Source organism: Vibrio sp. Vb2131 (genome assembly GCF_033338535.1).
In the GTDB taxonomy this organism is placed as follows: Bacteria; Pseudomonadota; Gammaproteobacteria; order Enterobacterales; family Vibrionaceae; genus Vibrio; species Vibrio alginolyticus.
Window position 1 is genome coordinate 115,620 of record NZ_JAWOSW010000015.1, and the last position, 12,284, is coordinate 127,903.

General features: G+C 44.0%; 11 protein-coding genes and 1 pseudogene. 8 read left to right on the top strand and 4 right to left on the bottom strand.

Features of this window, described 5'->3' with window-relative positions:
* The first annotated feature begins 232 nt into the window (after nucleotides 1–232).
* Nucleotides 233–2,164: a DEAD/DEAH box helicase gene (locus tag R7E38_RS16360; protein WP_104976537.1), complete on the top strand. Its 1,932-nt coding sequence runs from the start codon at nucleotides 233–235 to the stop codon at nucleotides 2,162–2,164.
* 72 nt (nucleotides 2,165–2,236) lie between these two features.
* Here R7E38_RS16360 and R7E38_RS23545 read toward each other — a convergent pair.
* A pseudogene (locus R7E38_RS23545) lies at nucleotides 2,237–2,480 on the bottom strand (EAL domain-containing protein); the annotation flags it as partial.
* A 71-nt stretch (nucleotides 2,481–2,551) separates the two neighbouring features.
* The gene (locus R7E38_RS23550) at nucleotides 2,552–2,887 is read right to left on the bottom strand and encodes a GGDEF domain-containing protein (protein ID WP_225452550.1); all 336 of its coding nucleotides are present in this window, start codon (nucleotides 2,885–2,887) and stop codon (nucleotides 2,552–2,554) included.
* 363 nt (nucleotides 2,888–3,250) lie between these two features.
* Between R7E38_RS23550 and R7E38_RS16370 the strand changes: the two genes are divergently transcribed.
* Complete coding sequence (locus R7E38_RS16370; protein WP_053307807.1) at nucleotides 3,251–4,444, top strand: acetate/propionate family kinase; 1,194 nt, start codon at nucleotides 3,251–3,253, stop codon at nucleotides 4,442–4,444.
* Between the two features lie 69 nt (nucleotides 4,445–4,513).
* On the opposite strand, the gene R7E38_RS16375 is transcribed toward R7E38_RS16370, so the two are convergent.
* Nucleotides 4,514–5,443 (bottom strand): LysR family transcriptional regulator, encoded by a 930-nt coding sequence (locus R7E38_RS16375; protein ID WP_104976538.1) that lies wholly within the window; start codon nucleotides 5,441–5,443, stop codon nucleotides 4,514–4,516.
* A gap of 128 nt (nucleotides 5,444–5,571) precedes the next feature.
* On the opposite strand from R7E38_RS16375, the gene R7E38_RS16380 reads away from it, so the two are divergent.
* The 4 genes from R7E38_RS16380 to R7E38_RS16395 all read left to right on the top strand — a co-directional run bounded on the left by R7E38_RS16380 (nucleotide 5,572) and on the right by R7E38_RS16395 (nucleotide 9,425).
* On the top strand, nucleotides 5,572–6,486 hold the full coding sequence (locus R7E38_RS16380; RefSeq protein WP_017821078.1) for an alpha/beta hydrolase: 915 nt from the start codon (nucleotides 5,572–5,574) through the stop codon (nucleotides 6,484–6,486).
* 72 nt (nucleotides 6,487–6,558) lie between these two features.
* Nucleotides 6,559–7,497 carry an alpha/beta hydrolase gene (locus tag R7E38_RS16385; protein WP_017635745.1) on the top strand — a complete coding sequence of 313 codons (939 nt, stop codon included), beginning with the start codon at nucleotides 6,559–6,561 and terminating at the stop codon, nucleotides 7,495–7,497.
* A gap of 205 nt (nucleotides 7,498–7,702) precedes the next feature.
* Nucleotides 7,703–8,005, top strand: a complete 303-nt coding sequence (locus R7E38_RS16390) for a hypothetical protein (protein WP_005375707.1) — start codon at nucleotides 7,703–7,705, stop codon at nucleotides 8,003–8,005.
* A gap of 400 nt (nucleotides 8,006–8,405) precedes the next feature.
* Nucleotides 8,406–9,425: an alpha/beta hydrolase family protein gene (locus R7E38_RS16395; protein ID WP_062730946.1), complete on the top strand. Its 1,020-nt coding sequence runs from the start codon at nucleotides 8,406–8,408 to the stop codon at nucleotides 9,423–9,425.
* Between the two features lie 123 nt (nucleotides 9,426–9,548).
* Here the strand turns inward: R7E38_RS16395 and R7E38_RS16400 are convergent, their stop codons facing one another.
* Nucleotides 9,549–10,355 (bottom strand): sulfite exporter TauE/SafE family protein, encoded by an 807-nt coding sequence (locus R7E38_RS16400; protein ID WP_062730947.1) that lies wholly within the window; start codon nucleotides 10,353–10,355, stop codon nucleotides 9,549–9,551.
* Between the two features lie 122 nt (nucleotides 10,356–10,477).
* Between R7E38_RS16400 and R7E38_RS16405 the strand changes: the two genes are divergently transcribed.
* Entirely contained in the window at nucleotides 10,478–11,272 is a 795-nt protein-coding gene (locus R7E38_RS16405) for an AraC family transcriptional regulator (RefSeq protein ID WP_226084070.1), read from the top strand.
* Nucleotides 11,273–11,611: 339 nt separating this feature from the next.
* Complete coding sequence (locus R7E38_RS16410; RefSeq protein WP_005375711.1) at nucleotides 11,612–12,280, top strand: DUF1826 domain-containing protein; 669 nt, start codon at nucleotides 11,612–11,614, stop codon at nucleotides 12,278–12,280.
* Nucleotides 12,281–12,284 lie beyond the last annotated feature (4 nt).

Below are 12,284 nucleotides of genomic sequence, written 5' to 3' on the forward strand. Positions count from 1 at the left end.
AAAATATGCTAAAAATACCATTGTTGAGAATAAATTGTGATGTAATTCAATTTTTTCTGGATTTTTTTATGCTTTTAAGGAATAATCCGCCTCCCTTAGTCGTCCCTAATGGCTTATCGCGGTTGTGTACTGTGCTGTGTTCCCGTCTGAATGGAATCAGTATCTGGATGGATCAGTATCGAATTGGAAGAGCATATGGGACTGTTTTTTTGTTTAATTAAGTAGGATCCCAATGCAAGATTCTGTTATTCAATTCAGTGATTTATCTCTGAATGATTCTATCCTTTCTGCTCTAGACGGAATGGGTTTCGTGTCACCAACTCCAATTCAGGCTGCGGCAATCCCACACCTATTGGAAGGTGCTGACGCGCTGGGTAAAGCTCAAACAGGTACAGGTAAAACAGCAGCGTTCTCTCTGCCTCTTCTCAACAAACTCGATCTAAACCAACGCAAACCGCAAGCGATTGTACTTGCTCCGACTCGTGAGCTGGCAATTCAGGTTGCAGCGGAAATGAAAAACCTTGGAAAAAATATCAAAGGTTTGAAAGTTCTAGAGATTTACGGTGGCGCATCTATTGTCGACCAAATGCGTGCTCTTAAAAGTGGCGCTCATGTAGTTGTCGGTACTCCAGGCCGTGTTCAAGATCTTATCAATCGCGAACGTCTACACCTAGACGAAGTTAGTACTTTCGTTCTTGATGAAGCAGACGAAATGCTAAACATGGGTTTCGTAGATGACGTAACTGCGATCATGGAGCACGCTCCAGAGTCAGCACAGCGCGTTCTGTTTTCTGCAACGATGCCTCCAATGCTGAAGAAGATCGTTGAACGTTTCCTTCGTGACCCTGTAACGGTTGACGTTGCTGGTAAAAACCACACTGTAGACAAAGTTCAACAACAGTTCTGGGTAGTGAAAGGTGTAGAGAAAGATGAAGCAATGTCTCGTCTTCTTGAAACTGAAGAAACTGACGCGTCAATCGTATTCGTACGTACTCGTCAAGATACTGAGCGTCTGGCTGACTGGCTATCTGCACGTGGCTTCAAAGCAGCTGCACTGCACGGTGACATTCCTCAGTCTCTACGTGAGCGTACTGTTGATCACATCAAACAAGGTGTTATTGACATCCTAGTTGCAACTGATGTTGTAGCTCGTGGTCTTGACGTTCCACGTATTACGCACGTATTCAACTACGACATCCCATTTGATGTTGAGTCATACATCCACCGTATCGGTCGTACTGGCCGTGCTGGACGTAAGGGTAAAGCGATCCTTCTAGTTCGCACTAACCAAATTCGTATGCTTCGCACTATCGAGCGTGTAACTAAGTCATCTATGGAAGAAATCCAACTTCCTCTACGTGACCAAGTTGCTGAAGCTCGTCTAGCTAAGCTAGGCGCTGAGCTTGAAGCAGAGAAAGAGCACAAAGCACTAGACAAATTTGCTGAGTTGGTAGAGAAACTACAAACTTCTCTAGACATCGACCCAGCAACACTTGCTGCTATGCTTCTTAAGCGTCAGCAAGGCAAACGTCCTCTGTTCTACATTGGCGAAGACCCAATGGTTGAAGCAATTGAGCGTGACAAGCAACGTCGTAAAGAGCGTCGTGAAGGTGGTCGCGATGGCGGTCGTAACTTCAACAACCAAGACTGGGATACTTACCAGCTTCAAGTTGGTCGTGAGCAAGGCGTTCAAGTTAAAGACATCGTTGGCGCTCTAGCAAACGAACTAGGTCTAGGTAAAGGTTCTATCGGTGCGATCAAGCTAGCTCAAGGCCACACATTCGTACAGCTACCTAAAGCAATGACTTCAGACGCGGCGAACAAGCTAAGCAAACTACGTATCCGTCAACAAGATGTTGGTGCTGTAGTATGTGATTTCGATGATTTCCGCGAGTCTCGTGGTGGTCGCCGTGACGGTGGTCGTCGCGAAGGTGGTCGTCGTGATGGCGGTGGTTACCGTGGCAACCGCGAAGGCGGCAATCGTGGTGGTGATCGTCGTGAAGGCGGTCGTCGCGAAGGTGGTTTCCGTGGTAACCGTGACGGCAACCGCGATGGTAATCGTGAAGGTGGCGAACGTCGTTTCGATCGCAACCGTGGTGGTGATCACCGTGGTGCACATCGTGGTGAACGTGGTCACGGTCGTGGCCGTCGTACAGACGCATAATCACGAGTGATTAAAGCGACGGTTTAAGTTGCTACAAAAAGAATTGAAAGCCGAGCAAAGCGCTCGGCTTTTTTATGCGCGTCTAATACGGTTTTGCTTTTCATCGTGTTTGTTTACCCAACTTATTACTTCGTCTAAGGGCAGGGCAGAACAAGTAACCCTGAATGATGTCACAGCCTCGACTTCTCAAAAAATGCAGTGTGTCCATGTCTTGAACGCCTTCTGCTACGACCGAATACCCTAATCCATGTGCTAGCGCAATCGTGTTCTCAACGATAGAGCGGGAGCCTTCAGTGCGGCTTGCTGTGAAAAGAAATTAACCAGCTTACCTTGAAACGTATTATCAATCTTTCGACGTTTTTGAGGTTATCTCATAATTTGAATCAGTCATTGGCCTTCAGGTTGTGTTATGTCTTCGATAGACTCAAAGTAGTATTTACGATAAGGGAGCCCAGTAAGAGCGTCATGGACGGCATTGCGCTTCTCTCTTTCAGCAACAGTATGAAGCTTTAATATCGAATCGTTGCTCCACTTAATCACCAGCACGACAAAGATACTGCCGCCAAAAAGTATAAGAGAAACCCCCGTTTCTAAGAGAGAAGTAATAGGTTTTTGCATGATAGCGTGCAAAAAAACGGCATAAGCAAAAATGAAACAGCTGATTAACAATAATAGGAAAGTCCACCCGGTTACGTCAGTTTTCGAGCAGATGTTTTTTGTCATCTGCCATCCCCAGCAGAGCAAAATCAAACCTAAGATCACTAATAGAAATGCAATAGTGGGCACATTATTACCCCGATTTATTGATTGGTTTGTTATTTTTGTTCACCCAATAAACAACGTAGCTTATATATCTGACTTTGTACAAATTGACCTATTCATAAATTATGTTTAACAAGTGATATTTTTTAGTCTTCAAATAAAATCAAAACTTGCTACAGATCAACAAAATTTGTTCAATCAAATCGCTTTTACTAAAAGATTGTTGAAAGATTAAAAAATTATTGAATAATAGAGGGGCAAACAAGAAGTACGCAGCGCACAAGCGCTATTACAACCTCTGCTCTACAACAGGATAACTATTTCATGTCTAATTCGTTTGTACTGGTGATCAACTCTGGTAGCTCTTCATTAAAATTTGCTGTTATTGATTCTGAAACCGGTGAAGCTTTGGTATCAGGTATTGGTGAGTGTTTTGGCCTACCTGAAGCTGAAATCAGTTGGAAATATCAGGGAGAAAAAACCGTTGAAGCAATTCCAGCTGGCGGTAACCATCATCAGTACGCTGTTGAGCGAGTGGTAAAACTACTCGAAACTCTAGGTTTGAGCTCAAAATTTGTCGCTGTAGGCCATCGCATTGTCGCAGGCGGTGAAACCTTTAAAGGAACTGTGAAAGTTGATGAAACAGTTATTCAAGAAGTAGAGCGCCTTGCTGAACTTGCACCACTTCATAACAAAGCGAACGCTGAAGGCATGAGAGCGGCAATGGCGGCGTTCCCTTCACTGCCTCAATTTGCTGTATTCGACACTGCTTTCCACCAAACAATGCCAGCCAAAGCCTTTATGTACGCACTTCCTTACGAGCTTTACGAAGAGCATAAAGTGCGTCGTTACGGTGCTCACGGTACAAGCCACTACTACGTAAGCCGTGAAGCAGCGAAAATGCTAGATAAGCCGGTTGAAGAAAGCAGCTTTATCACTGTGCACTTAGGTAACGGTGCATCAGTGAGTGCGGTTAAAAATGGCGAATGTGTTGATACAAGTATGGGTTTGACGCCGTTAGCTGGCCTAATGATGGGCACTCGCTGTGGTGACCTTGATCCAAGTGTTATCGAGTTCCTTTTCCGTAAAGGCTGGGAAAAAGACGAAGTGTTCGAGATGATGAACAAGAAGTCAGGTTTCTTAGGTGTATCTGGTGTGACAAGTGATGCTCGTGGCGTACTAGACGCAATGGAAGCGGGGAATTCACGTGCGAAGTTGGCATTTGAGATCTTCACTTACCGCGTTGCGAAATACATTACTTCCTACCTCGCGGCTCTGGATTCATTAGACGGCATCATCTTCACTGGTGGTATTGGTGAAAACTCACTACCAATTCGTCGTGAAATCTTGAAAAACCTAAAACTGTTAGGTTTTGTTGAAGATGAGAAAGGTAATGAAGATGCAAGATTTGGTAACGCAGGTGTTATTGCAACATCTGAGTTGTTAGGTGCCAAAGCTCTTGTTATTCCTACTAACGAGGAATTTGTGATAGCTAAACAATCGGTTGAGCTATTGTAATATATAACGAAAACAGAAAGTTAAAAGCGAGCCTCGTGCTCGCTTTTTTTATTTAAAGCAATTTGATAATCACTCTTTGGGTTTCAGAGCTTCGCGCTTTTCGATTAAAAAATCCATCAAGACGCGGATTTTTTTCGGCATATGCTCTCGTGAAGGTATATATAAATAAAACCCAGGAAACTCTTTGCACCAAGGTGTCAGGACTCGGGTCAATCTTCCCTCATTTATGTGCTTTTCCACCCATAAATCAATATGCTTCACTAAACCCACACCCTGTATTGCAGCTTGTAACATACTATAGTCATCATTAAAAATAGCATTGCCTTTAGGCTCGAAAACGAGGGTGCGCTTTGCAACATCTGGAGAGGTTAGCGACCAATGATCAATTGTTCCGCTAGAGGTAAAACGATAAGCAAGGCAATTGTGACCTTCTAAATCCTCAGGAGTTTGAGGTAGTCCATTTTGCCTAAAGTATTCAGGAGAGCCCACTATTGCCGTTGTTAACGGCGGAGTAATAGGGACCGCAACCATATGTTCATCTAAGCTTAATCCTAAGCGAATGCCAGCGTCAACGCCTTCTGCGACGATGTTAGAAAACCCATCATCCATGATTAGCTCTAGGCGTATTTTAGGATAACGAGAGAGGAACTCACCTAGATAGGGCTCAATAAGCAGCCGAGCAGCGGTTCTTGATACACTGATACGGATTAATCCCGAAGGCTCAAGATGAGAGTCGTTCAATTCGTTAACGACCTGCTCAATGTTCACCAATGAAGGTTGCAAAATATCAAGCAGACGTTGGCCTTCTTGAGTCAACGACATACTTCTAGTGGTTCTATTGATTAACCGAACTTGTAGCTGTTGCTCTAACGCTTTCAGGTGTTGTGATAAGGCAGCACGGGTTACCCCCATTTCTAAGGCCGCTTTAGTGAAACTGCGATGGCGAGCAATATGTGCAAACCACGTCAGTGATGAAATTAAAGAAGGTTCTATTCTCATTTGTTAAGTATAACTAAACAGTCATGTAGATAAAACGATATTTATCCGAAACAGTGTGTTGACTAATATTACATCGAAGCTTAGGTCAGCCTGAGATGAACAGTTAACCTCTAATGGAGAATGTCGCTATGTCTAAAGTCACTTTCAAAAATCTCAATGGTCAAGGTATTGAGATTTCAGCGGTTATCAACTTCCCTACAGATTTTGATGCAAGTAAACAATATGCGGCGGTTGTTGTTTCACACCCAGGTGGTGGCGTAAAAGAGCAAACCGCAGGCCTATATGCGAGTAAACTTGCAAAAAGCGGCATAATTGCCATTGCGTTTGACCGTTCGTATCAAGGTGAAAGTACAGGTGAGCCTCGCCAAATGGAAAACCCTTACACGAGTACTGAAGACGTGAGCGCAGTCGTCGACTATCTGACAACGTTAGAGTACGTCGATAACGATAAAATTGGCGCAATGGGGATTTGTGCTGGTGCGGGCTATAGTGCAAATGCAGCGATCAATGATCGTCGAATCAAAGCACTGGGTATGGTTAGTGCCGTAAACATTGGCCAAATGTTCCGTAATGGTTGGGATAATTCGGTTAACGATGCTGACGCTGTTGGTTACTTAGAATTTGGTTCGAATGCTCGCACAACCGACACGAATGGTACAGAATTCGCGACTATTCCTCTAGCTCCGATGCGTGAAGAAGATGCCTCAAATGCAGAGCTACGCGAAGCTTGGGAGTATTACCACACACCACGTTGTGAACATCCAAATGCGCCGGGTTTTGCTCTAACTCGTAACTTAAACCAGATCATTACTTACGATGCGTACCACAAAGCGGAAGCATTCCTAACTCAGCCAATTCTTGCTGTCGTTGGTAGTGACGCGGGCAGCAAATGGATGAGTGATGACCTGATAGAACGTGCTGCGAGTTCAGATAAAACCTTGTATGCCATTGATGGTGCAAACCATATGTCGCTTTATGATGTTGCCGAATACGTCGATGACGCAGTATCCCAACTCGCATCTTTCTTCCAACGCACTCTTTAATATTCCCGATGAAAGGCTCAATTGCTTCGAGCCTTTCTGCTCTCAAGGCTTTTTACTCTTAAGGTATTGATTATGAATATGCAAAAAATCACTTTTAGAAATGCTGATATGTCTTGGGATATGTCTGCATTAATTTTATTCCCAGAAGGCTTCAATGAATCGAAACGCTACCCAACAATGATAAGTGTTCATCCTTTTGGTAGTTGTAAAGAACAAACATCCAGCGCTGTCTATGGTAAAGCCCTTGCTGAGTTAGGTTACGTCGTGATCGCATTTGACGCGAGCTTCCAAGGAGAATCGGGAGGATTGCCTCGCTACGTAGAAGACCCAAGTCAACGTGTTGAAGATATCAGTCGCGTTATCGACTATGCAGTAACTTTACCATATGTCGATGAGAATAGAATTGGTGGACTCGGTATCTGCGGCGGTGGTGGTTACATGATCAATTCAGCCCTAACCGAAAAGCGCTTGAAAGCTGTCGTAGGTATTACGCCTGTTAACTTAGGCCGCTTGTTCCGTGAAGGCTTTAGTATGTACGACCCTATCGCCAATCTTGAAGCTATGGCTGCACAGAGAACAGCCGAAGCTCGCGGCTCAGAGCTGAAAATCGATGAACTTCTTCCTCCAAATATTGAATTTGCAAAAGAAAATGGATTAACAGAACGAGACGTGTTCGAAGCTACTGAATACTACAAAACATCACGTGGACAAACCGAAGGTGGTGCAACTCGTATGCTGTTTTCACATGCACAGAAAACACTGAGCTGGGATGCCTTTGCATTTGCCGAAACGTTATTGACTCAGCCTGTTATGGCCGTGGTAGGGCAAAAAGTCGGGGCGTTTGGTGCTTATCGTGATGGGCAGGAAATTTATGGCCGCTCTGTTCAATCAAAAGACCGACAGCTGGTTAATTTGGAAAATTGGTCTCACTATGAACTGTATGACCATCCAGAAGCAGTCGGCATTGCAATGGACAAGGTTTCTGCATTCCTTGAAACACACTTAAAATAATCTAATAAGTTAGAAGCGTTTTGTAGAGTTGCAAAGCGCTTATTTTTAACAGCGTAAGATGTAGTTCGAAGCGAGTAGGTCGGTAAATCTTCGTGCGAATAACCTCATCTACAGGCTATTGACTAAATACCACTGCCAAATACTGTTTAAGACAATGTAGACTGAGACCTAATTAAAGGCGTTAGATAGGAAGGCAGTTTAATTCATGCGCAAATCAGATAAGAAGGTCGAGAATCTAATTAGAGAAGTGTTGACCGAAGTTTGTGAAGATACGCTAAAAGGCTACGATGGCTTTCTTTGGGTGACTCATACCGTCAAATTCTCTTCTTTTCCACAAAGTTTAGAAATAGTCTGTGTATTCGAAACGAAGCAAGATCGAGCTAACTTTTTTGAAGGAGAGGGCCGCCAGCATGTTTCCACAACTATTCAAAAGGCATTTAATAAGGTAGGAGTGCAACTAAAGAACGTCAGTAAGCAAATCAGTTACGATACAAAACAAAAGCATTAGCCGCGCAGCAATGGTCCGTAATAAAATGGTGCTTGGCTACCTTGCTATAAAAATGCAAAGGGCACTGGATGGGCAATGAAGCTTCGGCTCACTTAGATATACATCGGTGTAACTATGAGTTATGGAGTTATGGATTGTGAATACGGTTGGTTTTCTAATGTTGCCTTAAGAGGCAATGATTAGTCGTTTACAATGAGTAAAGTACGAACTTCTGCATGGTGGATATCCGCAGAAAATTATTGAAAAGAAAGGCTCTAGCTGGAGCGGTCTATCATTTTCTTTGGGTTACCTCGACTATGAATAGCTTAATTGCTATGTTTCGCAAAATATATGGAGAATCTCCTGCGCGTTATTTTTCTAGATGCCGTGCAGAATAATGTGTTGACCGGCTGAGGGAAAAATGAAAACCAAAATAATAATGTCGTTTCTACTCGCTACATTGTGTGTCAGTGCCAGCGCCAGTACGAATGAGCCGAAATACCATTCTGCGCTAACAATCAAAACGGGATTCAGTGAAGACAGAGATAAGCCAGTAGAAGTCTATTATTGGTATCCCACAACGAACGAAAAAAACAATTTCACGTTTGGTAGGGGGAACATTTTTAAATCAGTCGAAACGCAGTTAGATGCCCCTTTAGCAAGTGGAAAATTTCCCGTTGTGCTTTTGTCGCAGGGCGGAACACGGTCAGCGTTTTCCCACAGTGGTTGGATAGCCTCGAGCCTAGCGCAACAAGGTTATGTCGTTGTGGTACCAAAGCCTCCTGCACCGAACGAAATCAATGCAGAAATGGCTGTCGATGAAATCACATTCAGAACCAGTGATTTGGTGCTTGGGCTGAACGAATTAAGTTCGGTCGGGATACTGTCCGGAGGCGTAGATACTGATGCAGTGCAGGGGGTCGGCTTTTTTCTGGGCGGCACATCTATGCTGATGCTCTCCGGAGCGCAAATAAGCCCGGAGAAATATCGAACATCGTGTCACAACGCCACCAATGTAGACTGTCATTGGTTACGTGAAAATAACGTTGATATTACCAGCATCCCGGATCAAAAATTTCCCCGATTTCAGTCTGAAAACAAACTGAAATCGGTCGTCGTTATCAACCCTGAGCTAACGAAAACTTTTGTCCCTGAAACACTGGCCTTGATGAACAATGCTATCACCGTGGTGGCGCTCTCTGATCGGCTATATCCCGCACTGACACCAGCCGAATCACTTGTTGCTCTTCCCAATGTAACATTTCAAGAGATCCCCAGTGCGAGTCAGTTTAGTGCGTTCGCAGAATGTACTGAGCGTGGCATTAAAATTCTCGCATCAGAAGGGGAGGAAGCACTTTGCCAGGAGCGTGACGAGGTTTCCAGAAAGGACAATCATCAGCACATTTTGGATGTAATTCTGGCCAGGTTAACAAAGTCATAAGAGTGCAACAATGAGGAGCTTTCTTACACATTGTGTGCTTGGACCAGCAAAGCGAGAAGTAAGTTTTTGCAGGCTTATCCTTTCACCATAGTGCAAGGCCTACTAGTGACCGTGTTATTTGCTCTAACTAAGTACTTGTACCAACATTTTGAAACTTAGAAGAACACACAAAATACCAACGATTTTCTTAAGAACTTTATTTGGGAAATACTCTGCACAACGCACGCCGAGGCTAGTAGTTAAGTAGCTACTAATGGAGAAGCTGAGCATTGCAGGAAGGTATATGTATCCTAAGACTAAGTTGTTCCAATCTGTATTTTCCCATCCGTTTAACATGTAACCGAGGCTTCCTGACAGCGCGATAGGGAAACCTATCGCAGCAGAGGTTCCAATAGCACGTTTTACTTCAAAATTTTGCTGGACAAGATAGGGGATGATCAACCCCGCACCGCTTATAGAGACAAGTGCTGATACAGAGCCAATGACCGAGCCTACAGTGATATTACCGATAGCCCCATGTGGGTTAGGGTTGTACTCATTTTCAGTGTTGAGAAACATCTTATAAGCAACATACAACATGAATACGCTGAAAAAGCCTGCCAGATAGACTCCTTGTAGATACGATGCTACGAATGTGGCGCAAAATGTTCCGACTAGAACTCCGCTCAACATTTTTACTACCATTGTCGAGTCTACATTCTCTTTTTTGTAGTGAGCGCGCATGCTGCCCAATGTTGTAACAATCATCGAAGCCATTGATGTCCCCAACGCAAGATGCACTACTTCCGTATCAGCTATTCCCTGTAGTGAAAATAGAAACGCAAAAATAGGGACGGCCATTCCACCACCACCCACACCAACGAGTCCTGCGAGAAAGCCAATGCCCAAGCCTGCCGTAATGTAATAGATAATAAAGATAGGTTCGTTCATGATGGTTCTGCCTTCGATAAAATGGTCGTTGCTAAAATGTTACTCGAACGCTAACTTGCTATGGTAACGTTAAGAGGACAGAAAATAATGAATAATGGCCAAAATGGAATTGAGTAAATAAAGTGACAAACTCTGATTACAGCGAATGGAAAAATGGCGCCGCACTGATCGTTAAGGAGTGGCAGCATGAAAGGAGCGACTTCAACCATTTGGATCAACGGCCACATAATTGGCACAGTCATCATCGAGGCCAGTTACTGTGTATAGATGAAGGGCTAATTCAGGTCAAAACCGATGAAGGAACGTGGATACTACCACCTCACCGAGCTGGTTGGATCCCCCCGGGTGCGATGCACAGTGTTTATTTTTGTGGTTCTCTGAAAGGTCGTTCATTACTGTTTACTCCAGAGAGTTGTGAGCGGTTTCCAATGAGACCTTGTGTTATCCAAATGAGCGATGTGTTGAAAGCCCTATCGGTTAGAGCATCGATATGGAGCAAAACAGACGATCTATCCATACAGTCTTTACGTATTCTTGCCGTAATATCCGATGAAATCGTCAATAGCCCTCATGAGTCACTCCACATCCCGCTGCCCAGAGATCCGAGACTGCAAAAAGTTACTCAAGCAATTTTAATAGACCCAAACAGCAAACATTCTGTGGAGCATTGGGCCAATATTGGGGCAGTCTCATCTCGGACGTTAAGACGATTGATTCGAAGTGAGTTAAACATGAGTTTTAATGAATGGCGGCAACAAGTACTGCTAATACATTCATTAGAAATGATAGCTCGAGAGGAATCTGTAGGAGCGGTTGCACATGCTTTGGGTTATTCGACGCCCAGCAACTTTATCGCGATGTTTCGTCGGGTCTATGGCGATTCACCTACGCGTTACTTTTCTAATCGCGGAATATAATTTCCGTGCTCGCATGCTCATGATGTTCCCCTAATTATTTTTAATCAAAAAAGGTAAATATTGAAAAGATTAATTGTTATGTTATAACATTGCTTTGTTTGGGGCTCTACAATTTGTTGTTTAAAGAATTGATCTCACAACCAGTAGTCTCCTATTGAGAGAGAGTAAACGTTGATTTCTTCACAAGCGTTGTCTGACTTGACTCTACATGGGGTGGGACTGTGTCAATATGTCCGTGAACTAGAGCGAAATCGTAACGATTACTAGGTCTCATAGCCCTAGAAAATCAACGTTATTAAAACCTTTACCTGACCTTTTTAACGCTTGGGAGGAAGATATATGAGCATTGATGTAGTTGAGAACCCGCTTCGTGTCCAAACAACATCATCGTTGGCGATATCGACATCAGCGAACATACTTAGCGACATCTACAAACCAGAGCACAATATTGCCATATGGCAGCGAACGCTCTCGAAAGAGTTGACGAAGGACATTAATCTGATGCTGGCACAGGAGCCTAGATTGGCACTGGTACAAAGTGTCACGCCAGATGATGCTGCACAATGGGTACGAAGCAAGTTAAAGGGCTATGCGTGTGCTGATGCGCTGAGTGAAGATGTTGCTTTAATCGTCGATATGTTCTGCTGTTTGTTTGAGGTTAAAGAAGCAGGTTTGAGGCTAACTCGCCTAGACAGCCCGATGTGCCCGAAATTTCACTTTGATCGTGTGCCTTGCAGACTTGTCATAACTTATACCGGCCGAGCGACCGAATGGTTAACCAACGATACCATTGATCGCACTAAACTCGGTGCCGGTAGTCTTGGTCAACCTGATCACCTATCGGGCTTATACGACTCTGAAAGTGCCATACGACGAATGCAGCCTGGCGATGTTGCCCTGCTCAAAGGAAGTGGTTGGGAAGGCAATGAAGCCACTGGACTTATACATCGCTCTCCACATGTTGCAGATAATGAACGTCGCTTACTACTCACATTGGATTTCATCTAGAGAT

Coding starts and splice junctions, on each gene's coding strand:
- R7E38_RS16390 (WP_005375707.1), top strand. CDS start 7,703: ATGCGCAAATCAGATAAGAAGGTCGAGAATCTAATTAGAGAAGTGTTG.
- R7E38_RS16400 (WP_062730947.1), bottom strand. CDS start 10,355: ATGAACGAACCTATCTTTATTATCTATTACATTACGGCAGGCTTGGGC.
- R7E38_RS16360 (WP_104976537.1), top strand. CDS start 233: ATGCAAGATTCTGTTATTCAATTCAGTGATTTATCTCTGAATGATTCT.
- R7E38_RS16395 (WP_062730946.1), top strand. CDS start 8,406: ATGAAAACCAAAATAATAATGTCGTTTCTACTCGCTACATTGTGTGTC.
- R7E38_RS23550 (WP_225452550.1), bottom strand. CDS start 2,887: ATGACAAAAAACATCTGCTCGAAAACTGACGTAACCGGGTGGACTTTC.
- R7E38_RS16410 (WP_005375711.1), top strand. CDS start 11,612: ATGAGCATTGATGTAGTTGAGAACCCGCTTCGTGTCCAAACAACATCA.
- R7E38_RS16370 (WP_053307807.1), top strand. CDS start 3,251: ATGTCTAATTCGTTTGTACTGGTGATCAACTCTGGTAGCTCTTCATTA.
- R7E38_RS16385 (WP_017635745.1), top strand. CDS start 6,559: ATGAATATGCAAAAAATCACTTTTAGAAATGCTGATATGTCTTGGGAT.
- R7E38_RS16375 (WP_104976538.1), bottom strand. CDS start 5,443: ATGAGAATAGAACCTTCTTTAATTTCATCACTGACGTGGTTTGCACAT.
- R7E38_RS16380 (WP_017821078.1), top strand. CDS start 5,572: ATGTCTAAAGTCACTTTCAAAAATCTCAATGGTCAAGGTATTGAGATT.